Origin of the sequence: Streptomyces sp. NPDC002680 (assembly GCF_042889145.1) — a bacterium.
Taxonomy (GTDB): domain Bacteria; phylum Actinomycetota; class Actinomycetes; order Streptomycetales; family Streptomycetaceae; genus Streptomyces; species Streptomyces adonidis.
In genome coordinates, this window is sequence record NZ_JBIAQP010000003.1 from 295,375 (window position 1) to 317,361 (window position 21,987).

Below are 21,987 nucleotides of genomic sequence, written 5' to 3' on the forward strand. Positions count from 1 at the left end.
GGCCCCGTAGGATCCGTTGGGTGGGGTGAGAGTTCTGAGAGAGGCTCCCACCGGTCGACGAAGCCGTCCAGAAACGAGGAAACACGCCGTGAGCGACGTCCGTAACGTGATCATCATCGGCTCAGGGCCCGCCGGCTACACAGCGGCGCTCTATACCGCACGCGCGTCGCTGAAGCCGTTGGTCTTCGAGGGCGCTGTCACAGCCGGCGGTGCGCTCATGAACACCACCGAGGTCGAGAACTTCCCCGGCTTCCAGGACGGCATCATGGGCCCCGACCTGATGGACAACATGCGGGCCCAGTCCGAGCGCTTCGGCGCCGAACTCGTCGCGGACGACATCGTCTCCGTCGACCTCACGGGTGACATCAAGACCGTCACGGACACCGCGGGCACCGTGCACCGGGCGAAGGCCGTCATCGTCGCGACCGGCTCGCAGCACCGCAAGCTCGGCCTGCCGAACGAGGACGCACTGTCCGGCCGCGGTGTCTCCTGGTGTGCGACGTGTGACGGGTTCTTCTTCAAGGACCAGGACATCGCCGTGATCGGCGGCGGCGACACCGCGATGGAGGAGGCGACCTTCCTCTCCCGCTTCGCCAAGTCGGTGACGATCGTCCACCGCCGGGACACCCTGCGCGCCTCCAAGGCGATGCAGGAGCGCGCCTTCGCCGACCCGAAGATCCGCTTCGTCTGGGACAGCGAGGTCGCCGAGATCCAGGGCGACCCGAAGCTCTCCGGCCTGAAACTGCGCAACCTGAAGACCGGCGAGCTGTCCGACCTGGCCGTGACCGGCCTGTTCATCGCGATCGGCCACGACCCGCGCACCGAGCTCTTCAAGGGCCAGCTGGATCTCGACGAAGAGGGCTACCTGAAGGTCGAGGCTCCCTCGACCCGGACCAACCTGAGTGGTGTCTTCGGCGCCGGTGACGTGGTCGACCACACCTACCGCCAGGCGATCACCGCCTCTGGCACCGGCTGCTCCTCGGCTCTGGACGCCGAGCGCTTCCTCGCCGCTCTGGCGGACAACGAGGAGCAGGCCGAGCCCGAGAAGACCTCTGTCTGACCCCCATCCGCCCCACCGCAGCATCGAGTTAAGGAGCCCCCTGTGGCCGGCACCCTGAAGAACGTGACCGACGACTCCTTCGACGAGGACGTCCTCAAGAGCGACAAGCCCGTCCTGGTGGACTTCTGGGCCGCCTGGTGCGGACCGTGCCGCCAGATCGCGCCGTCCCTTGAGGCGATCGCCGCCGAGTACGGCGACAAGATCGAGGTTGTCAAGCTCAACATCGACGAGAACCCGGGTACGGCCGCCAAGTACGGCGTGATGTCCATCCCGACCCTGAACGTCTACCAGGGTGGCGAGGTCGCCAAGACCATCGTCGGTGCCAAGCCGAAGGCCGCGATCGTGCGTGACCTTGAGGACTTCATCGCCGAGTAGTCGACGCAGCAGCCGATGTTTCACGTGAAACATCAGTGGGCCGGTCCGCAAGGACCGGCCCACTCGTCTTTTCCCCAGCGCCTAGAGCGGCCGAAGCACCGGCTCCTTCTGTACGGCTCCCAGCAGCCGGTCGATCGCCAACTCCACGTCTTCCTTCCAGGAGAGCGTCGTCCGCAGCTCCAACCGGAGGCGAGGGTGCACTGGATGGGGCCGCACCGTCTTGAAGCCCACAGCGAGCAGATGGTCAGCGGGCAGGACGCAGGCCGTCTCCTTCCAACGGGCGTCCCCGAAGGCCTCGATGGCCCTGAAGCCCCGCCGTAGAAGGTCCTTGGCGACCGTCTGCACCATCACGCGCCCCAGTCCCTGCCCCTGATAGCCCGGCATGATGAACGCGGTCATCAGCTGCACCGCGTCCGGCGAGACCGGGCTCGTGGGGAACGCCGTGGCACGGGGGACGTAAGCCGGAGGGGCGTAGAGCACGAACCCCACCGGGTTGTCGTCGACGTAGACGACACGACCGCAGGAGCCCCAGTCGAGCAGGACCGCCGAGATCCACGCCTCCTTCTCCAGCGCCGGTGTGCCCGCCTTTACCGCGGCTTCCCCGCTGACGGGATCCAGTTCCCAGAAGACACACGCGCGACAGCGCTTGGGAAGGTCCTGAAGGTTGTCCAGCGTGAGCGGTACGAGCCGACGCCCCATGAAGGCTGTTCCTCGCTTCCCTCGCCCGCAGCGTCGCGGGCGGCTGTCAGAGCGCTCCGTTCCCTGAGCAGACTGCCGACGAACCCGCCGACGGCGCCCAGTCCCAGACCCGCGCTCACCAGTCCGGTGCGGTTCACCGTTCGCATGACCCCCGCCTCCTCAACTCAGAGGTGCTGCCAGGTGGATGCGCCATACCCGAACGCATCGTATCCACGAAGCGATTGCATCGATACCGCCTGAAAGCAAAGAGCGGGGTGTGTTCCGGTAGACACCGGAACACACCCCGCTCCGACCGCCGAATGAGCGGAAATCCGCCCGGCCGGCCGAGGACTCAGTCCTCCGTGTCCTCGGAGTCGTCGTCCAGAAGGCTCTTCTGAAGGACCGGCCCCTCGCCCGGGGCGAGGGAGCTGAGGATGCGCTCAAGGTCTTCCATCGAGGCGAACTCGACCGTGATCTTCCCCTTCTTCTGCCCCAGGTCGACCTTCACCCGCGTCTCGAAACGGTCCGAGAGACGGCCCGCCAGCTCGGTCAGTGCGGGAGACACCAGGGCTCCGGCCCGCGGCCCCTTGGAACGCGCGGCCGCCTTCGGCCGCGAGCCCATCAGGGTCACGATCTCCTCGACAGCCCGCACCGAGAGTCCCTCGGCCACGATCCGGTGGGCCAGCCGGTCCTGCTCCTCCGAGTCGTCCACGGAGAGAAGCGCCCGCGCGTGTCCGGCGGAGAGGACTCCGGCGGCGACACGGCGCTGGACCGCCGGCGAGAGCTTCAGCAGCCGCAGGGTGTTGGAGACCTGCGGACGCGAACGGCCGATCCGGTCCGCCAGCTGATCGTGCGTGCAGTGGAAGTCCTGCAGCAACTGGTCGTAGGCGGCCGCCTCTTCCAGCGGGTTCAGCTGAGCCCGGTGGAGGTTCTCCAGCAGCGCGTCCAGGAGGAGCTTCTCGTCCTCCGTGGCCCGCACGATCGCGGGGATCGCCTCAAGGCCCGCTTCACGGCAGGCCCGCCAGCGCCGCTCGCCCATGATCAGCTCGTAGCGGGCGGGACCCACCTGCCGTACGACGACGGGCTGGAGGAGACCGACCTCCTTGATGGAGGTGACCAGCTCCGCCAGCGCGTCCTCGTCGAACACATCACGAGGCTGCCTGGGGTTCGGCGTGATGTAGTCGAGGGGCAGTTCGGCGAAGTGAGCGCCGATGGGCGGCGCCGGTGTCTCCCCGAATTCGTTCGAGGAGAAGTCCTCTGTTTCACGTGAAACAGGCGGCAGCGTGGCCACCTTCGCCGCGGCCACTCCGCGCTCGGCGGTGAGTACGGGTACCGCAGCCGGTGAAGTGGAGGCGGCACCACCCCCCATCGCCGGTGGCGTCGGCCTGTCTCCGGTCGGTGCAGCAGGGATCAGTGCGCCGAGACCACGGCCCAACCCCCTCCGTCGCTCGCTCACTGGATCCCCTCCACGATGCTCTGTTCGCTCTGTGCGCCGATGTGGGCGTGCTGCGCGTCATAGCTGACGCCGACACCCTTCAGCGCGATTTCCCGGGCTGCCTCAAGGTAGGACAGGGCACCGCTCGATCCTGGATCGTAGGTGAGCACCGTCTGTCCATAGCTCGGTGCCTCGGAAATACGGACCGAGCGCGGGATGCTCGTCCGCAGCACCTCGTCGCCGAAGTGGTTGCGCACCTCGTCCGCGACCTGAGACGCAAGGCGCGTCCGCCCGTCGTACATGGTGAGCAGGATCGTCGAGACATGCAGGTCCGGGTTGAGGTGACCCCGAACCAGATCGACGTTGCGCAGCAGCTGGCCCAAGCCCTCCAGCGCGTAGTACTCGCACTGGATCGGGATGAGGACCTCGGCACCGGCGACCAGGGCGTTGACCGTCAGCAGACCGAGCGAGGGAGGGCAGTCGATGAGGATGTAGTCCAGAGGCTGCTCATACGCCTGGATCGCTCGCTCAAGCCGGCTCTCTCGTGCGACCAGTGACACCAGCTCGATCTCCGCACCGGCGAGATCGATGGTGGCGGGTGCACAGAAGAGGCCCTCGACATCGGGGACCGGCTGAACGACTTCCGAGAGTGGCTTGCTGTCGATCAACACGTCATAGATGGAAGGAACATCGGCGTGATGGTCGATCCCCAGTGCCGTGGAAGCGTTGCCCTGAGGGTCGAGGTCCACGACCAGAACGCGAGCCCCGTGCAGGGCCAGCGAGGCGGCAAGGTTGACGGTTGTTGTCGTCTTCCCCACCCCGCCCTTCTGGTTGGCGACCACCATGACGCGGGTCTGCTCCGGCCGTGGCAGGCCTTCGCCGGCCCGCCCCAGAGCCTCCACCGCCAATTGGGCAGCACGACCGATGGGAGTGTCGTCCATCGGGGGCGGTGTTTCACGTGAAACATCCTCCCCAATCGACTCGGTTCGGGGACCGGGGACCGGATCGGTCATCGGTCCCGCGATGTTGGCGTTGGACCGCAAGGATTCACTCTCCTCGACTTCAGGCTCGCAATGAACAGAGCCTGCCATGTCTTCGGGGTCGTGAACCAGTGAGGCCTGGTGTTCTGTGGAGAAATCCACCTCTGTGGACAACTCCGTTACCTCTCCGAGTGAACGGAGCGGCTTTCGGTCGCGGGGAGCGGCCGCGGCCCGGCCGCGGCTGATGATGCCGTGCAGCAGTGAGCGACGTTTCACGTGAAACAAGATGCCTAGCCGCGAGAGCCACGGTGGCGCGACACTCCGAGATGTATAGGTTTGGCAGCTTGTGTGGAGTAAGGCTCGTCGTCAGGGCGGATCAACGAACGTGACGAAAAACTCCCGACTCGGAGCCGACACCCTCAGCCCCGACACCCTCAACGCCGACGCCGGGTCCGTCCCGTCCGAGCAGCCTTGGCACGCTTCGCCGCGAACCGCACTCCGCCAGGACTCTCCCCGACCACGACCCGCACAACGGTGGACAGCGGATCCACCACGCCCTCACCCACATGCAGGATGGACGTCTCGACCGCCCCGAGCTTGCTCAGCGCGGTGGCCGAAGCCTTCAGCTCCTCCTCCGCCGTGTCCCCCTTGAGCGCGAGCATCTCCCCGTACGGACGCAGCAGCGGGATGCCCCAGGTGGCCAGACGGTCCAACGGAGCCACGGCACGCGCCGTCACCACATGGACAGGCTGCAGCGACCCCATGACCTCCTCGGCACGCCCACGGACGACCGTCACATGGTCCAGGCCCAGCAGCTCGACGACCTCGGAGAGGAAGTTGGTCCGGCGCAGCAGGGGTTCGAGCAGCGTGATCTTCAGGTCCTCCCGGACCAGCGCCAGCGGAATACCGGGCAGACCGGCACCCGAGCCGACATCGCACACCGTCACGTTCTCGGGCACGACCTCCGAGAGCACCGCACAGTTCAACAGATGCCGCTCCCACAGGCGGGGCACCTCACGCGGCCCGATCAGACCGCGCTGCACACCCGCCTCGGCGAGCAGCTCCGCGTATCGGACCGCGTCCGCGAAGCGATCGCCGAACACCTCGCGCGCCTCCTCGGGCGCCGGGGGAAGCTCCGCTGCCTCCGTCACGGGGGACCGTCCTTCCGTACCGCATGAGCGCACTGGGCGCTGATCACCAGGACTATCAGGGACCGGTGCTGTCGAGGACCACAAGGGGACGAACAGGGGGCCAACAGCTGCCGGGAACCAAGGCTGACAAAGTTCGGCCCCGTCTGCGCAACAGACGGGGCCGGAGTGACGTACGTATCGATCAGGCGGGAAGGACGACGACGAAGCGCTGGGGCTCCTCGCCCTCGGACTCGCTGCGCAGGCCGGCGGCCTTGACCGCGTCGTGCACGACCTTGCGCTCGAACGGGGTCATCGGCTTCATCTTGACGGGCTCGCCGGAGCTCTTGACCTCGGCCGCCGCCTTGGCGCCCAGCTCCGACAGCTCCTCGCGCTTCTTGGCACGGTAGCCCGCGATGTCGAGCATCAGGCGGCTGCGGTCCCCGGTCTCCCGGTGCACGGCCAGGCGCGTGAGCTCCTGGAGTGCCTCCAGCACCTCGCCGTCCCGGCCGACCAGCTTCTGCAGGTCGCGGCTGCCGGCGTCGCTGATGATCGAGACAGCGGCGCGGTCGGCCTCGACATCCATGTCGATGTCGCCGTCGAGGTCGGCGATGTCCAGCAGACCCTCAAGGTAGTCCGCCGCGATCTCGCCCTCCTGCTCCAGGCGGGACAGGGTGTCGACACCCTCTGCTGCGGCGGAGGTGGTGGTGCCTTCCGTCACGGGATGGACTCCTTCTTACTTCTTGGACGGGGACTTGGGGCGCTGCGGACCCTTGCGCTGTCCGGACTGGGCCTTGCTGCGGGTACCGGCGCCGGGCTTGGAGGCGGCCTGCTTGGCGGCTCCTCCGGCCGGCTTGGCGTCCTCGGGCTCGTCGGACTTGCTCAGCGAGGTCGTGGGGGTGTCCGGATCGGCACCGCCCGCGGGCTTGGGGCCGCCCGACTGACGCTGGGACTTGCTCTGGCGCTTGGGCTGCTGGCGCTTGGGCGTGCCGGTGGCGGGCGTACCGTCCTCGGTCTCGGTGACCTCCGGGTTCACGCCCTTCGTCACCGTGCCGTCGGCCTGGGCCGCCAGACCCGCCTTGTTCAGACCGTTGATGAACTTGCGCTCGAACTCGTTGCGGTCGCGGCCCTTGGTGACGATGGCCTTCACGATGGCGCGCTCACCGCGGCCACGGGTCTTGCCGTGGTGCGTGACGTGCTTGTGCAGGCGCTCCAGGTAGGCGGCCTGCGCCTTGCTGCCCGGGGTCGGGTTGTTGCGGATGACGTACATCTGCTGGCCCATGGTCCACAGGTTGGTGGTCAGCCAGTACACGAGGACACCGACCGGGAAGTTGATGCCGAAGACGGCGAACATGACCGGGAAGACGTACATCAGCATCTTCTGCTGCTGCATGAACGGCGTCTTCACCGTGGTGTCGACGTTCTTCGTCATCAGCTGGCGCTGCGTGTAGAACTGCGACGCCGACATCAGGACGATCATGATCGCGGTAACGATGCGGACGGTGGCCAGCGAAGCGTCGAGCGCCGTGACGTCCGCCGAGCTGTCGGTGAACTTCGCAGCCAGCGGTGCACCGAAGATGTGCGCCTTCTGTGCACTCTGCAACAGGCTCTGGTTGATGACACCGATGGTGTCGTTGTTCGCGATGCCGTTGAGCACGTGGTACAGCGCGAAGAAGAACGGGGACTGCGCCAGGATGGGAAGGCACGAGGAGAGCGGGTTGGTGCCCGTCTCCTTGTACAGCTTCATCATCTCTTCGGACTGGCGCTGCTTGTCGTTCTTGTAGCGCTCCTGGATCTTCTTCATCTCGGGCTGCAGCGTCTGCATGGCCCGGGTCGCCTTGATCTGCTTCACGAAGAGCGGGATCAGGCAGATGCGGATCAGGATCACCAGGGACACGATGGACAAGCCCCAGGCCCACCCGGTGTCGTCGCCGAAGATCGCGCCGTACACGCTGTGGAACTGGACGATGACCCAGGAAACGGGTGTCGTGATGAAGCTGAAAATACTGGCAATCGTGTCCACTAATCATGCTCCTTGGACATGGGACGGGGTCTCGGCGGCCGGACTCGAAGGATTCTGCCCCTCGATGGCCGCGCCGGCGGCGGAGGTCCCGCCCTTGCGTGCATGCCAGGCGTTGCGCAGCATTTCGTGCCACCGCGGACGCTTGCGCGGCGGGACATGGTCCACACCGCCGAGCGACCACGGGTTGCACCGCAGGATGCGCCAAGCCGTGAGTGCCGTTCCCTTGACCGCGCCGTGCCGGTCGATGGCCGTATGGCCGTAGTGGGAGCACGACGGGTAGTACTTGCAGACCGGCCCGAGCAGCGGACTGATCGTCCACTGGTACAGCTTGATCAGAGCCAGTAGCGGGTACTTCATCGCGCGCCCCCTCCCAGCAGCCGCTGCAGAGCGGCGTCCAGGTCTCGGGCCAGCTGTGCATGGTCGGCATCGCCCGCACCGGGCAACGCTCGTACGACTACCAGGCTACCGGGGGGCAGCTCGGCGACTCTGTCCCGCATCAGGTGGCGAAGCCTGCGCTTCACCTTGTTGCGGACGACCGCGCCGCCCACTGCCTTGCTGACGACGAAACCCGCACGCGTCGGGGGAGCGCTCTCCCCAGGCGCGTGCGGGTCTGTGGTACCGCTACGAAGATGGACGACGAGGAGCGGGCGGCCGGCCCGGCGACCCCGTCGTACCGCGGTCGCGAAGTCCTCGCGCCGCCTCAGCCGATGCTCGGTAGGCAGCACGACGTCATGACCTGATCAGGATCAGGCGGACAGGCTCGCGCGACCCTTGCCACGGCGGTTCGCGAGAATCGCGCGACCGGCACGGGTACGCATCCGCAGGCGGAAGCCATGGGTCTTCGCGCGGCGACGGTTGTTCGGCTGGAAGGTGCGCTTGCTCACTCGGGGGCTCCAGAAAGAATCGGTAGGTACCGGGGTGCCGTCTTGGCTGTCACCGTGCGCCCACGAGTAGCTCGCTTACGCCCGAGTGCACCGCTCCCGATCACTGGAAGGTGCCCTGGTGGGAGCACCTGTTGGTGATCTATGCCCATCGGAGGCAGGCGGCAGCAGCCATCGACAACTCGACCTGGTTACGGTACGCGGGGCTACGCCATCCGGTCAAACCAGCACCCTGGGCGAGACACTATCCACAGCCTGGGGACAACAACTTGAACCGCACCCGTCGCCCTGACTACCTTGGCCGGACTCCCATTCGCCCGTCCCACCCGATGTACATCCCGATACGTCCCAGAACCACACGTTCGTGGGACCCGTGAGAGAGCGTGCCCTGTGGCTGACGTACCTGCCGATCTTGCCGCAGTGTGGCCACGAGTGCTGGAACATCTCCTCGGTGAGGGCCGCGGACAGGGCGTCGAGGTGAAGGACGAGCGCTGGATCAGGCGCTGCCAGCCGCTGGCCCTGGTCGCGGACACCGCACTGCTCGCCGTACCGAACGAATTTGCGAAAGGCGTGCTCGAAGGCCGCCTCGCGCCGATCGTCAGCGAGACCCTCAGCCGCGAGTGCGGCCGGCCGATCCGTATCGCGATCACCGTGGACGACTCCGTCGGCGAGCCCTCCCCGCCCGCGCCCCCCGCCCCGCCGCAGTCGCGCTACGACGAGCCCGAGCTGCCGCCGTCCCGCGACCCGTACCAGGGATACGGCCGCCACCGCGCCGACAACCACTCCCAGACGCGCGACGACCAGCAGCCCTCCCACGGGGACCAGCTCCCCACCGCCCGCCCCGCCTACCCGTCCGAGTACCAGCGCCCCGAACCCGGCGCCTGGCCGCGGACCTCCCAGGACGACTACGGCTGGCAGCAGCCCCGGCTCGGCTTCCCGGAGCGCGACCCCTACGCCTCCCCTTCCTCGGACTACCGCCCCCAGCCGCCGCGCGACCGCTCCCCGTACGAACAACAGCGGTCCGAATACGAGCAGCAGCAGTCCGAGTACGGCCAACAGCGCAACGACTACGAACAGCAGCGCTCGGAGTACGAGCAGCGGGACAACCGCCGCGACCTCCCGGAGTCGCCGTCGGGCGGCGGCCACGCACACCGGAGCGGCCCCGGAGGGCCCGGCGGCTCCATGCGCCCCGGTGGAGGCGGCCCCGGCTCGTCCGCTTCGAGGCAGACACCGGCACCCGGCGAGCCCACCGCACGCCTCAACCCCAAATACCTGTTCGACACCTTCGTCATCGGGGCGTCGAACCGTTTCGCCCACGCGGCCGCCGTCGCCGTCGCCGAAGCACCCGCGAAGGCGTACAACCCGCTCTTCATCTATGGGGAGTCGGGACTCGGCAAGACCCACCTGCTGCACGCGATCGGGCACTACGCGCGGAGCCTCTACCCCGGCACGCGCGTGCGGTACGTCAGCTCGGAGGAGTTCACCAACGAGTTCATCAACTCCATCCGCGACGGCAAGGGCGACAGCTTCCGCAAGCGCTACCGCGAGATGGACATCCTGCTCGTCGACGACATCCAGTTCCTCGCGGACAAGGAGTCGACGCAGGAGGAGTTCTTCCACACCTTCAATACGCTCCACAACGCGAACAAGCAGATCGTGCTCTCCAGCGACCGGCCGCCCAAACAGCTGGTGACTCTGGAGGACCGGCTGCGGAACCGTTTCGAGTGGGGACTGATCACCGACGTCCAGCCGCCCGAACTGGAGACTCGCATCGCGATCCTCCGCAAGAAGGCGGTCCAGGAGCAGCTCAACGCCCCGCCGGAGGTACTGGAGTTCATCGCCTCCCGCATCTCGCGCAACATCCGCGAGCTGGAGGGGGCGCTGATCCGGGTGACGGCGTTCGCGTCGCTCAACCGGCAGCCGGTGGACCTCGGCCTCACCGAGATCGTCCTCAAGGACCTGATCCCCGGCGGCGAGGACTCGACCCCCGAGATCACCGCGCCGGCCATCATGGCGGCGACCGCCGACTACTTCGGCCTCACGGTCGAGGACCTCTGCGGCAGCTCACGCGGCCGCCAGCTGGTCACGGCCCGCCAGATCGCCATGTACCTGTGCCGCGAACTCACGGACCTGTCCCTGCCGAAGATCGGCGCGCAGTTCGGCGGCCGCGACCACACGACGGTCATGCACGCCGACCGCAAGATCCGCGCGCTGATGGCCGAGCGCCGCTCCATCTACAACCAGGTCACCGAGCTGACCAACCGCATCAAGAACGGCTGACAGCAGGGCAGTCGGACCACCGAGGGCGCCCCGGGACGAGTTCCCGAGGGCGTCCTTCGGCGTTTCCGGCACCCGGCGGCCGTTGCCGGGCCGCAACCCACTGTTCGAATGCGGGCCGCGTTACGGCCACCCTCCACAGATTTGGTGACTTTCTCGCATCCACACCCTGGGGACCGGGAAGTTGTCCAGACTGTGTCCACAGGCAAGGCTGGTGATAGACCATCAGACCAGGTCAGGTGGTTGTGGATTGGTGGACAAAAGATCTCCACAGGCTGTGGACGAAGAAATGATCCACAGGCTGTGCACGGAGTTGTCCACCGGCGGCCCACAGGCTGCGGCCGGTTGTCCCCAGCGATCACCGGCTTCTCCACACCTCTGTCCACTGTTCGGCAACACGACGCGCCTCCTCACCGTGTCGAGTGAAAGGCGTCACACGAAGGTGCCGGGTTGGGCTGTGGGAAAGATGGGTAAAGCTGGGGACGGCGCTGGGGAGAAGTGACCCCCGGCTGTGCATGGGGTGTGCAGAACTTTCTGTTCTCCACAGAGAGGCCGGGTTATCCACCGCCTCCACCCACAGGGTCAGTGGACAAAATCTCCCGCCTGAGCTGCGAAAACGGGGTTATCCACGGTATCCACAGCCCCTACTACTACTGACAACTAGAGAGAGCTGGGAATCCGTTTCGAAGGGGGTCCTGTGCACAACTCGCTGTCGGGAGCCCGGCTGCCCCTCGTCACGACTTGACCCCGACGGGCACCTACTGTCAGTGCCGTGCGTCAGACTGTTCCCCGGTGTCCTTCCCAGCACGGGGACCGACGACACCGAGACAGACGACGAAGCCAGGCAGGCCGAGAAGCGCCGGCAACAGCAGGAGGCGGCAACAGTGAAGATCCGGGTGGAACGCGACGTACTCGCGGAGGCAGTTGCCTGGGCGGCGCGCAGCCTCCCGGCCCGTCCGCCGGCCCCTGTCCTCGCCGGGCTGCTGCTGAAGGCCGAGGAAGGCCAGCTGAGCCTGTCGAGCTTCGACTACGAGGTCTCCGCGCGGGTCTCGGTCGAGGCCGAGGTCGAGGAGGAGGGCACGGTCCTGGTGTCCGGCCGCCTGCTCGCCGACATCTGCCGCGCCCTGCCCAACCGCCCGGTGGAGATCTCCATGGACGGTGTACGGGCGACGGTGGTGTGCGGCTCCTCCCGCTTCACCCTCCACACACTGCCTGTGGAGGAGTACCCGGCGCTGCCGCAGATGCCGACCGCGACCGGCACGGTGCCCGGTGAGGTCTTCGCGTCCGCCGCCGCCCAGGTGGCCATCGCGGCCGGCCGTGACGACACGCTGCCCGTCCTCACCGGTGTGCGCATCGAGATCGAGGGCGACCGGGTGACGCTGGCGTCCACCGACCGCTACCGCTTCGCGGTCCGTGAGTTCCTGTGGAAGCCGGAGGACCCGGAGGCGTCCGCGGTGGCCCTGGTGCCCGCCAAGACGCTCCTGGACACCGCCAAGGCCCTTACGAGCGGCGACAGCGTGATTCTGGCGCTGTCCGGCTCGGGTGCGGGCGAGGGCCTCATCGGCTTCGAGGGCGCGGGTCGTCGTACGACGACGCGGCTGCTGGAGGGCGACCTCCCGAAGTACCGCTCGCTGTTCCCGACGGAGTTCAACTCCATCGCCGTGATCGAGACCGCCCCCTTCGTGGAGGCCGTCAAGCGTGTGGCCCTGGTGGCCGAGCGGAACACCCCGGTGCGGCTGAGCTTCGAGCAGGGCGTGCTCATCCTGGAGGCCGGTTCCAGCGACGACGCACAGGCTGTGGAAAGGGTCGACGCGCAGCTGGAGGGCGACGACGTCTCGATCGCCTTCAACCCGACGTTCCTGCTGGACGGCCTGAGCGCCATCGACTCCCCGGTCGCCCAGCTGTCCTTCACGACGTCCACGAAGCCCGCGCTGCTCAGTGGCAAGCCGGCCGTGGACGCCGAGGCGGACGAGGCGTACAAGTACCTGATCATGCCGGTGCGTCTCAGCGGCTGAGGTCTTTTGGGCAGCTGATCGCCTTCCACAGGCAGGCCGCAGGTGTGGGCATACGTCTGAGCGCGTATGCCCACAGATGTGCGTGAGCGTCCGGGTTTAGGCTCGGACATGGGTACGAGCAACAGGAGTGCCCTCATGCCACGTCGCAACCTAAGGAACAACTGATGCAGCTCGGTCTCGTCGGCCTCGGCAAGATGGGCGGCAACATGCGCGAGCGGATCCGCCGCGCAGGCCACACCGTCGTCGGATACGACCGCAACCCGGACGTCGCCGATGTCCACAGCCTGAAGGAGCTTGTGGACGGGCTCAGCGCCCCGCGGGTGGTGTGGGTGATGGTCCCGGCCGGCGCCCCGACCCAGTCCACCGTCGACGAGCTGGCCGAGCTGCTCGATCCCGGTGACGTCGTCGTGGACGGCGGCAACTCCCGCTGGACGGACGACGAGAGGCACGCCGAGGAGCTGGCGGCCAAGGGCATCGGCTTCGTCGACTGCGGTGTCTCCGGAGGCGTCTGGGGCCTGGAGAACGGCTATGCGCTGATGTACGGCGGCGACGCCGAGCACATCGCCAAGGTCGAGCCGGTCTTCGACGCCCTCAAGCCCAAGGGCGACTTCGGGGCGGTCCACGCGGGCAAGGTGGGCGCCGGTCACTTCTCGAAGATGGTCCACAACGGCATCGAGTACGCCATGATGCAGGCCTACGCCGAGGGCTGGGAGCTGCTGGAGAAGGTCGACTCCGTCACGGACGTACGGCAGGTCTTCCGGTCCTGGCAGGAGGGCACCGTGATCCGCTCGTGGCTGCTGGACCTGGCGGTCAACGCCCTCGACGAGGACGAGCACCTGGACAGGCTGCGCGGGTTCGCGGCGGACTCCGGGGAGGGCCGCTGGACCGTGGAGGCCGCGATCGACCACGCCGTTCCGCTGCCCGCGATCACCGCGTCGCTGTTCGCGCGGTTCGCGTCCCGGCAGGACGACTCCCCGCAGATGAAGATGATCACGGCGCTGCGCAACCAGTTCGGCGGCCACGCGGTCGAGGCGAAGTAATCCACAGGGCCGTTCAGCGGTCCACAAGTTCGGGGGAGGTCGGCGAACGACCATGCACGTCACGCATCTTTCGCTGGCCGACTTCCGCTCGTACGCCCGGGTCGAGGTCCCGCTCGATCCGGGCGTCACCGCGTTCGTGGGCCCCAATGGGCAGGGCAAGACCAACCTCGTCGAGGCGGTCGGCTATCTGGCCACGCTGGGCAGCCACCGGGTCTCCTCGGACGCGCCCCTGGTCCGCATGGGCGCCGACCGGGCGATCATCCGGGCGCAGGTCAAACAGGGCGAGCGGCAGCAGCTGGTCGAGCTGGAGCTGAACCCGGGCCGCGCGAACCGCGCCCGCATCAACAGGTCGTCGCAGGTCAGACCCCGTGACGTGCTGGGGATCGTACGGACTGTGCTGTTCGCGCCGGAGGATCTGGCGCTGGTGAAGGGCGACCCGGGTGAGCGGCGGCGGTTCCTCGACGAGCTGATCACCGCGCGCTCCCCGCGCATGGCGGGTGTGCGCTCCGACTACGACCGGGTCCTCAAGCAGCGCAACACCTTGCTGAAGTCGGCGGCGCTGGCCCGGCGGCACGGCGGTCGCACGATGGACCTGTCGACGCTCGACGTGTGGGACCAGCATCTCGCGCGCGTGGGGGCCGAGTTGCTGGCCCAGCGGCTCGACCTGATCGCCGCGCTCCAGCCGCTGGCCGACAAGGCGTACGAGCAGCTGGCGCCCGGCGGCGGTCCGATCGCCCTGGAGTACAAGCCGTCGGCGCCGGGTGAGGCCCACGCGCGCGAGGAGCTGTACGAGCAGCTGATGGCGGCCCTGGCGGAGGTCCGCAAGCAGGAGATCGAGCGGGGCGTCACTCTCGTGGGGCCGCATCGGGACGACGTGCATCTCAAGCTCGGCTCGCTGCCCGCCAAGGGGTACGCGTCCCACGGTGAGTCGTGGTCGTACGCGCTGGCCCTGCGCCTTGCCTCGTACGACCTGCTGCGGGCCGAGGGGAACGAGCCGGTGCTGGTGCTCGACGACGTGTTCGCGGAGCTGGACACCCGGCGCCGGGAGCGGCTGGCGGAGCTGGTGGCGCCCGGCGAGCAGGTCCTGGTGACGGCCGCGGTCGACGACGACGTACCGCATGTGCTGGCGGGGACGCGGTACGCGGTGGCCGACGGGGCGGTGGAGCGCGCATGAGCGCCCAGGAGCCGTTGTCCGGGGGAAGCCCCGAGGAAGCCCCCAAGCCGTCCCCCGAGCCCTCCGGGGTGGATCTCGCGCGGGTGGCGCTGCGGGCGGCGAAAGAGGCGGCACGCGCGCGTGGGGACGCGGCGCAGCAGAAGAAGCAGTCGCGGCGCGGGGGCGGCCTGCGCTCCGGCTCGGGGCGGGACAGGCGTGACCCCATGGCGCTCGGTGCGGCGATCAACCGGCTGGTGACGGAGCGCGGGTGGGAGGCGCCGGCCGCGGTGGGCGGGGTGATGGGGCGCTGGCCGGAGATCGTCGGTGCGGACCTGGCCAAGCACTGCGAACCGGAGTCGTACGACGAGGACGAGCGGGTGCTGGTCGTGCGGTGCGACTCGACGGCGTGGGCGACGAACCTGCGGCTGCTCGCTCCGCAGCTGGTCGCACGCCTGAACGAGGATCTCGGGCACGGCCGGGTGCGGTTCCTCAAGGTGCTCGGGCCCAATGGTCCGGCCCGTCGTTTCGGCCCGTTGCGGGCGCCCGGGAGCATGGGTCCGGGTGACACCTACGGGTGAGCCCGAGCACTTCCTGTGGGTGAGGTGTGTCACATGGAGGGCAGGTCGGGGGCGTGCGGACGGTGGTGCGCGCTTCTGCGAATCGCCACCTGACTCCCCGGTAGCCAAGGGTTGACACCCGGAAGCGCTGAGTGCCTCTCCAAGCCTCTTGGAGCCCCGCTCCGCATATGGGGACTCGGGAGAGACCGGTTGAGGGCGGCACATGCGGACTCAGGTACCGGCAAACCCCCATCACTGTCGGCGCTACCGGTAGACTGGAAGCTAATCCCGCCCCATTGGAGGGGATCACCGGGAAATGGTGTCCCACCGCTGACCAAGGCTTACCAACGCAACATGCCGCAGCCGCTCCGGCCACTCGCCGGGAGTCCGGCTTGTGCTGTGCCAGAAAGGGCGCTTCGTGGCCGATTCCGGCAACCCCAACGAGAACATCCCGTCCACCGAGGCCCCGACGGCCGGAACCGCCGAGGCCTCGCCGACGGCGTACGACGCCAACGCCATCACCGTCCTCGAGGGTCTGGACGCGGTCCGCAAGCGACCCGGCATGTACATCGGTTCGACCGGTGAGCGCGGTCTGCACCACCTGGTGCAGGAGGTCGTCGACAACTCCGTCGACGAGGCGCTGGCCGGTCACGCGGACACCATCGACGTGACGATCCTCGCCGACGGCGGAGTACGCGTCATCGACAACGGCCGTGGCATCCCGGTGGGCATCGTCCCGTCCGAGGGCAAACCGGCCGTCGAGGTCGTGCTGACCGTGCTGCACGCGGGCGGCAAGTTCGGCGGCGGCGGCTACGCGGTCTCCGGCGGTCTGCACGGCGTCGGTGTCTCCGTCGTGAACGCCCTGTCCAGCAGGGTCGCCGTCGAGGTCAAGACGGACGGCTACCGCTGGACGCAGGACTACAAGCTGGGCGTCCCGACGGCTCCGCTGGCCCAGCACGAGGCGACGGAGGAGCACGGCACGTCGGTCACCTTCTGGGCCGACGGCGACATCTTCGAGACCACCGAGTACTCCTTCGAGACGCTGTCGCGGCGCTTCCAGGAGATGGCGTTCCTCAACAAGGGGTTGACGATCAACCTCGCTGACGAGCGCGAGGTGGCGAAGGCCACGACCGGTGCGGACGAGGCGGGTGCCGACGCGAAGGACGAGGTCAGGACCGTCTCGTACCACTACGAGGGCGGCATCGTCGACTTCGTGAAGCACCTCAACTCCCGCAAGGGAGACGTGGTCCACGCGACCATCATCGACCTGGAGGCGGAGGACAAGGACAAGAGCCTGTCCCTCGAGGTCGCGATGCAGTGGAACACCGGTTACAGCGAGGGTGTGTACTCCTTCGCCAACATCATCCACACGCACGAGGGCGGTACGCACGAGGAGGGTTTCCGGGCGGCGCTGACCTCGCTGATCAACAAGTACGCGCGCGACAAGAAGCTGCTCCGCGAGAAGGACGACAACCTCACGGGTGACGACATCCGCGAGGGTCTGACGGCGATCATCTCGGTCAAGCTGGCCGAGCCGCAGTTCGAGGGTCAGACGAAGACCAAGCTGGGCAACACGGAGGCGAAGACCTTCGTCCAGAAGGCGGTCTACGAGCACCTCAACGACTGGCTGGACCGCAACCCCGTCGAGGCGTCGGACATCATCCGCAAGGGCATCCAGGCGGCCACCGCGCGCGTGGCGGCCCGCAAGGCCCGTGACCTCACCCGTCGCAAGGGTCTGCTGGAGACGGCGTCGCTGCCGGGCAAGCTGTCCGACTGCCAGTCGAACGACCCCACCAAGTGCGAGATCTTCATCGTCGAGGGTGACTCCGCCGGCGGCTCGGCCAAGTCCGGCCGTAACCCCGAGTACCAGGCGATCCTCCCGATCCGCGGCAAGATCCTGAACGTCGAGAAGGCGCGGATCGACAAGATCCTGCAGAACCAGGAGATCCAGGCGCTGATCTCGGCCTTCGGCACCGGGGTCCACGAGGACTTCGACATCGCGCGGCTGCGCTATCACAAGATCATCCTGATGGCGGACGCCGACGTCGACGGCCAGCACATCAACACCCTGCTGCTGACCTTCCTGTTCCGCTTCATGCGGCCGCTGGTCGAGGCCGGACACGTGTTCCTGTCGCGTCCGCCGCTGTACAAGATCAAGTGGGGCCGGGACGACTTCGAGTACGCGTACTCGGACCGTGAGCGCGACGCCCTGATCGAGCTGGGCCGGCAGGCCGGCAAGCGGGTCCGCGAGGACTCGATCCAGCGCTTCAAGGGTCTCGGCGAGATGAACGCCGAGGAACTGCGCATCACGACGATGGACCAGGAGCACCGGGTCCTCGGCCAGGTCACGCTCGACGACGCCGCGCAGGCCGACGACCTGTTCTCGGTCCTGATGGGCGAGGACGTCGAGGCACGCCGCGCGTTCATCCAGCGCAACGCCAAGGACGTCCGCTTCCTCGACATCTGAGTCGGTCTCAGCTGACCGCACCGGAAAGGATCTTCACCAGCAATGGCCGACGAAATCACCCCTGGCACGCCTGAAGAAGGCGGCGAGATCACCCTGCGCGTCGAGCCCGTCGGGCTCGAGACCGAGATGCAGCGCTCGTATCTCGACTACGCGATGTCCGTCATCGTGTCGCGCGCGCTGCCCGACGTAAGGGACGGCCTCAAGCCCGTCCACCGCCGCGTCCTGTACGCCATGTACGACGGCGGCTACCGGCCCGAGAAGGGCTTCTACAAGTGCGCCCGTGTCGTCGGTGACGTCATGGGCACCTACCACCCGCACGGCGACTCCTCGATCTACGACGCGCTGGTCCGCCTCGCACAGCCGTGGTCGATGCGGATGCCGCTGGTGGACTCCAACGGCAACTTCGGCTCTCCCGGCAACGACCCGGCCGCCGCCATGCGGTACACCGAGTGCAAGCTGAAGCCGCTGTCCATGGAGATGGTCCGTGACATCGACGAGGAGACCGTCGACTTCACGGACAACTACGACGGCCGCAACCAGGAGCCGACGGTTCTGCCGGCCCGCTTCCCGAACCTGCTGATCAACGGCTCGGCGGGCATCGCGGTCGGTATGGCGACGAACATCCCGCCGCACAACCTCCGCGAGGTCGCGGCCGGCGCCCAGTGGTACCTGGAGAACCCCGAGGCCTCCCACGAGGAGCTGCTCGATGCCCTGATCGAGCGCATCAAGGGCCCCGATTTCCCCAGCGGTGCCCTCGTGGTGGGCCGGAAGGGCATCGAGGAGGCGTACCGCACGGGCCGTGGCTCGATCACGATGCGCGCGGTCGTCGACGTCGAGGAGATCCAGAACCGCCAGTGCCTGGTGGTCACCGAACTCCCCTACCAGGTCAACCCGGACAACCTCGCGCAGAAGATCGCCGACCTGGTGAAGGACGGCAAGATCGGCGGCATCGCGGACGTCCGCGACGAGACGTCGTCCCGTACGGGTCAGCGCCTGGTCATCGTCCTGAAGCGGGACGCGGTCGCCAAGGTCGTGCTGAACAACCTGTACAAGCACACCGACCTGCAGACGAACTTCGGCGCGAACATGCTGGCGCTGGTGGACGGCGTACCGCGGACCCTGTCCCTGGACGCGTTCATCCGGCACTGGGTGACGCACCAGATCGAGGTCATCGTCCGGCGTACGCGCTTCAGGCTGCGCAAGGCCGAGGAGCGCGCGCACATCCTGCGTGGCCTTCTGAAGGCCCTGGACGCCATCGACGAGGTCATCGCGCTGATCCGGCGCAGTGACACCGTGGAGATCGCGCGTGAGGGCCTGATGGGCCTTCTGGAGATCGACGAGATCCAGGCCAACGCCATCCTGGAGATGCAGCTGCGCCGGCTGGCGGCTCTGGAGCGCCAGAAGATCGTCGCCGAGCACGACGAACTGCAGGCGAAGATCCGCGAGTACAACGCGATCCTGGCCTCGCCCGTGCGGCAGCGCGGCATCATCAGCGAGGAACTCGCCGCGATCGTCGAGAAGTTCGGCGACGACCGGCGTTCCAAGCTGGTGCCGTTCGACGGTGACATGTCCATCGAGGACCTGATCGCCGAAGAGGACATCGTCGTCACGATCTCGCGCGGTGGCTACGTCAAGCGCACCAAGACCGAGGACTACCGCTCGCAGAAGCGCGGCGGCAAGGGCGTACGCGGTACGAAGCTCAAGGAAGACGACATCGTCGACCACTTCTTCGTGTCGACGACCCACCATTGGCTGCTGTTCTTCACCAACAAGGGCCGTGTCTACCGCGCGAAGGCGTACGAACTGCCGGACGCCGGACGTGACGCGCGTGGACAGCACGTCGCCAACCTGCTGGCCTTCCAGCCGGACGAGGCGATCGCGGAGATCCTCGCGATCCGCGACTACGAGGCGGCGCCCTACCTGGTCCTGGCCACCAAGGGTGGTCTGGTCAAGAAGACGCCTCTGAAGGATTACGATTCGCCGCGTTCCGGTGGTGTCATCGCGATCAACCTCCGTGAGACGGAGGACGGTTCTGACGACGAACTGATCGGAGCCGAACTCGTCTCTTCCGAAGATGATCTACTTCTGATCAGCAGGAAGGCACAGTCGATCAGGTTCACGGCGACGGACGACGCACTGCGTCCGATGGGCCGCGCCACCTCGGGTGTCAAGGGCATGAGCTTCCGTGAGGGAGACCAGCTGCTCTCGATGAATGTTGTTCGACCCGGTACGTTCGTGTTCACTGCCACAGACGGCGGGTACGCGAAGCGGACCAACGTCGACGAGTACCGCGTCCAGGGTCGCGGCGGCCTCGGTATCAAGGCCGCCAAGATCGTCGAGGACCGCGGTTCGCTGGTCGGCGCGCTGGTGGTCGAGGAGACCGACGAGATCCTCGCCATCACGCTGTCGGGCGGTGTGATTCGTACGCGAGTCAATGAGGTCAGGGAGACGGGCCGTGACACCATGGGCGTCCAACTGATCAACCTGGGCAAGCGCGATGCCGTAGTCGGCATCGCACGAAACGCCGAGGCGGGACGCGAGGCAGAGGAGGTCGACGGCGAGGACGCCGTCGACGAGTCGGCCGAGGGTGCCGCGACCACCGGCACGGACGAGGGCGATCAGTCCTCGTCGGAGTAGCGCGAGGAGTGAGTCATCGTGAGCGGAGCCACGGGCGCCGGTTCGTCCGGCAGTTCGTCCGGTCCCTCGACCGGTACGGACAATGACGGCGGCGGTCGTGGCTCCGCCGCGCGTGCGACCGAGGCGCAGGGTGCGAGGGACGCACAGAGTGCGACAGATCCGCACACGACCAACCTGCAGGCCATCAAGCCGCACAAGACCGGTTCACGCTCGCCCGACACACATGGATCCCATGGATCCCAGGGGGGAACTGTGACGGACGCCAGAGGTCCGCAGACCCAGCAGTACGGGGCCGGCGCGGGCCCTGCCGCCCAGGGCGCCGCGGGTGCCCTGCCGGTGGCGGAGCCGGCCGCGCAGCGCGCCACGGCGCCGCCGCAGCAGGCCTCGCCGTTGCCTGGTGAGCGCCAGCCGCAGCAGCCCGCGGGGCCCTACCACCCGCCGCAGGCCTACCCGCCGGCCGCTCCGGCGGTCCCCCCGGTCCAGGTCCAGCCTCCGGGGGCGAGTCCGGCAGGAGCCGTACGGCGTCCCCGTACGGGCGCGCGCACCCTGCCCCGTACACGCAAGGCGCGGCTGCGCGTGTCCAAGGCCGACCCGTGGTCGGTGATGAAGGTCAGCTTCCTGCTGTCGATCGCGCTGGGCATCTGCACGATCGTGGCGGCGGTGGTCCTCTGGATGGTCATGGACGCGATGGGCGTCTTCTCGACGGTCGGCGGCACGATCTCGGAGGCCACCGGCTCGAACGAGTCGAACGGCTTCGACCTCCAGTCCTTCCTGTCGCTGCAGAACGTCGTGCTGTTCACGTCGGTCATCGCGGTCATCGACGTCGTCCTCGCGACGGCGCTGGCGACCCTCGGCGCGTTCATCTACAACCTCTCCGCGGGCTTCGTCGGCGGCATCGAGCTGACGCTCGCCGAGGACGAGTGAGCAGTCGAGCAGGTATGTGAAGTCCGGGTGACGTGCGGGTCTCGCGCCGGTGAGGAGAGGCCTCAAACGTCGCCCGGCTATCGATTTTGGGACTGGCCACGTCGTGCGCTAATCTTCAGAGGTCAGCGCGCGGGACATACACCGCAGAGCGCGGCGGGGCTATAGCTCAGTTGGTTAGAGCGCATCCCTGATAAGGATGAGGCCACAGGTTCAAATCCTGTTAGCCCCACAGCGAAAAGACCCCCAGCCAGTGATGGTTGGGGGTCTTTCGTTTGTCCTGGTGGTGCTGTTCTGGTGCTTCTCCGTGTGGCTTTGTACGCAAGTTCGCCGCTACATGGGGAGGGGGGTCACAACAGGG

The 21,987-nt window shown here is 67.6% G+C and carries 19 protein-coding genes and 1 tRNA gene; 11 read left to right on the top strand and 9 right to left on the bottom strand.

Features of this window, described 5'->3' with window-relative positions:
* Window positions 1-88 precede the first annotated feature (88 nt).
* Together trxB and trxA are read left to right on the top strand one after the other, a co-directional pair.
* The gene (trxB, locus tag ACFYXF_RS10995) at window positions 89-1,060 is read left to right on the top strand and encodes a thioredoxin-disulfide reductase (protein ID WP_369029133.1); all 972 of its coding nucleotides are present in this window, start codon (window positions 89-91) and stop codon (window positions 1,058-1,060) included.
* A gap of 42 nt (window positions 1,061-1,102) precedes the next feature.
* The gene (trxA, locus tag ACFYXF_RS11000; protein ID WP_037754283.1) at window positions 1,103-1,435 is read left to right on the top strand and encodes a thioredoxin; all 333 of its coding nucleotides are present in this window, start codon (window positions 1,103-1,105) and stop codon (window positions 1,433-1,435) included.
* An 81-nt stretch (window positions 1,436-1,516) separates the two neighbouring features.
* Here trxA and ACFYXF_RS11005 read toward each other — a convergent pair whose 3' ends face one another.
* The 9 genes from ACFYXF_RS11005 to rpmH all read right to left on the bottom strand — a co-directional run bounded on the left by ACFYXF_RS11005 (window position 1,517) and on the right by rpmH (window position 8,562).
* Entirely contained in the window at window positions 1,517-2,134 is a 618-nt protein-coding gene (locus ACFYXF_RS11005; RefSeq protein ID WP_369029135.1) for a GNAT family N-acetyltransferase, read from the bottom strand.
* 331 nt (window positions 2,135-2,465) lie between these two features.
* Window positions 2,466-3,569, bottom strand: coding sequence for a ParB/RepB/Spo0J family partition protein (locus ACFYXF_RS11010; RefSeq protein WP_389349234.1), 1,104 nt, complete (start codon window positions 3,567-3,569; stop codon window positions 2,466-2,468).
* A complete protein-coding gene (locus tag ACFYXF_RS11015) occupies window positions 3,566-4,639 on the bottom strand; it encodes an AAA family ATPase (RefSeq protein WP_369029266.1) in 1,074 nt (357 codons plus the stop codon). The genes ACFYXF_RS11010 and ACFYXF_RS11015 overlap by 4 nt, the downstream gene beginning before the upstream one ends.
* Window positions 4,640-4,962: 323 nt before the next feature.
* Window positions 4,963-5,679 carry a 16S rRNA (guanine(527)-N(7))-methyltransferase RsmG gene (gene rsmG / locus ACFYXF_RS11020; protein ID WP_235476827.1) on the bottom strand — a complete coding sequence of 239 codons (717 nt, stop codon included), beginning with the start codon at window positions 5,677-5,679 and terminating at the stop codon, window positions 4,963-4,965.
* 181 nt (window positions 5,680-5,860) lie between these two features.
* Window positions 5,861-6,376: a protein jag gene (locus tag ACFYXF_RS11025; protein ID WP_369029137.1), complete on the bottom strand. Its 516-nt coding sequence runs from the start codon at window positions 6,374-6,376 to the stop codon at window positions 5,861-5,863.
* 15 nt (window positions 6,377-6,391) lie between these two features.
* On the bottom strand, window positions 6,392-7,678 hold the full coding sequence (gene yidC / locus ACFYXF_RS11030) for a membrane protein insertase YidC (protein WP_389349235.1): 1,287 nt from the start codon (window positions 7,676-7,678) through the stop codon (window positions 6,392-6,394).
* A gap of 3 nt (window positions 7,679-7,681) precedes the next feature.
* A complete protein-coding gene (gene yidD / locus ACFYXF_RS11035; RefSeq protein ID WP_105970238.1) occupies window positions 7,682-8,035 on the bottom strand; it encodes a membrane protein insertion efficiency factor YidD in 354 nt (117 codons plus the stop codon).
* The gene (rnpA, locus tag ACFYXF_RS11040) at window positions 8,032-8,403 is read right to left on the bottom strand and encodes a ribonuclease P protein component (protein ID WP_235476823.1); all 372 of its coding nucleotides are present in this window, start codon (window positions 8,401-8,403) and stop codon (window positions 8,032-8,034) included. The genes yidD and rnpA overlap by 4 nt, the downstream gene beginning before the upstream one ends.
* 21 nt (window positions 8,404-8,424) lie before the next feature.
* The gene (gene rpmH, locus ACFYXF_RS11045) at window positions 8,425-8,562 is read right to left on the bottom strand and encodes a 50S ribosomal protein L34 (RefSeq protein ID WP_006381191.1); all 138 of its coding nucleotides are present in this window, start codon (window positions 8,560-8,562) and stop codon (window positions 8,425-8,427) included.
* 387 nt (window positions 8,563-8,949) lie between these two features.
* On the opposite strand from rpmH, the gene dnaA reads away from it, so the two are divergent.
* The 9 genes from dnaA (at window position 8,950) to ACFYXF_RS11090 (ending at window position 21,858) form a co-directional block, all read left to right on the top strand.
* A complete protein-coding gene (gene dnaA, locus ACFYXF_RS11050) occupies window positions 8,950-10,839 on the top strand; it encodes a chromosomal replication initiator protein DnaA (protein ID WP_389349236.1) in 1,890 nt (629 codons plus the stop codon).
* A gap of 881 nt (window positions 10,840-11,720) precedes the next feature.
* A complete protein-coding gene (gene dnaN / locus ACFYXF_RS11055) occupies window positions 11,721-12,851 on the top strand; it encodes a DNA polymerase III subunit beta (RefSeq protein ID WP_105970234.1) in 1,131 nt (376 codons plus the stop codon).
* A 164-nt stretch (window positions 12,852-13,015) separates the two neighbouring features.
* Window positions 13,016-13,891, top strand: a complete 876-nt coding sequence (gene gnd / locus ACFYXF_RS11060; RefSeq protein WP_389349237.1) for a phosphogluconate dehydrogenase (NAD(+)-dependent, decarboxylating) — start codon at window positions 13,016-13,018, stop codon at window positions 13,889-13,891.
* 52 nt (window positions 13,892-13,943) lie between these two features.
* Window positions 13,944-15,065, top strand: a complete 1,122-nt coding sequence (gene recF, locus ACFYXF_RS11065; RefSeq protein WP_389349238.1) for a DNA replication/repair protein RecF — start codon at window positions 13,944-13,946, stop codon at window positions 15,063-15,065.
* A complete protein-coding gene (locus ACFYXF_RS11070; protein ID WP_389349239.1) occupies window positions 15,062-15,622 on the top strand; it encodes a DUF721 domain-containing protein in 561 nt (186 codons plus the stop codon). Before recF ends, ACFYXF_RS11070 begins: the two co-directional genes overlap by 4 nt.
* Before the next feature lie 373 nt (window positions 15,623-15,995).
* Window positions 15,996-18,068, top strand: coding sequence for a DNA topoisomerase (ATP-hydrolyzing) subunit B (gene gyrB / locus ACFYXF_RS11075; protein WP_389349240.1), 2,073 nt, complete (start codon window positions 15,996-15,998; stop codon window positions 18,066-18,068).
* A 42-nt stretch (window positions 18,069-18,110) separates the two neighbouring features.
* The gene (gene gyrA / locus ACFYXF_RS11080) at window positions 18,111-20,705 is read left to right on the top strand and encodes a DNA gyrase subunit A (protein WP_389349241.1); all 2,595 of its coding nucleotides are present in this window, start codon (window positions 18,111-18,113) and stop codon (window positions 20,703-20,705) included.
* Between the two features lie 18 nt (window positions 20,706-20,723).
* Window positions 20,724-21,629 (top strand): DUF3566 domain-containing protein, encoded by a 906-nt coding sequence (locus ACFYXF_RS11085; RefSeq protein ID WP_389349242.1) that lies wholly within the window; start codon window positions 20,724-20,726, stop codon window positions 21,627-21,629.
* Between the two features lie 155 nt (window positions 21,630-21,784).
* Window positions 21,785-21,858 (top strand) — tRNA-Ile (locus ACFYXF_RS11090).
* Window positions 21,859-21,987 lie beyond the last annotated feature (129 nt).

Coding starts and splice junctions, on each gene's coding strand:
- ACFYXF_RS11005 (WP_369029135.1), bottom strand. CDS start 2,134: ATGGGGCGTCGGCTCGTACCGCTCACGCTGGACAACCTTCAGGACCTT.
- ACFYXF_RS11015 (WP_369029266.1), bottom strand. CDS start 4,639: ATGGCAGGCTCTGTTCATTGCGAGCCTGAAGTCGAGGAGAGTGAATCC.
- yidD (WP_105970238.1), bottom strand. CDS start 8,035: ATGAAGTACCCGCTACTGGCTCTGATCAAGCTGTACCAGTGGACGATC.
- gnd (WP_389349237.1), top strand. CDS start 13,016: ATGCAGCTCGGTCTCGTCGGCCTCGGCAAGATGGGCGGCAACATGCGC.
- recF (WP_389349238.1), top strand. CDS start 13,944: ATGCACGTCACGCATCTTTCGCTGGCCGACTTCCGCTCGTACGCCCGG.
- ACFYXF_RS11070 (WP_389349239.1), top strand. CDS start 15,062: ATGAGCGCCCAGGAGCCGTTGTCCGGGGGAAGCCCCGAGGAAGCCCCC.
- gyrA (WP_389349241.1), top strand. CDS start 18,111: ATGGCCGACGAAATCACCCCTGGCACGCCTGAAGAAGGCGGCGAGATC.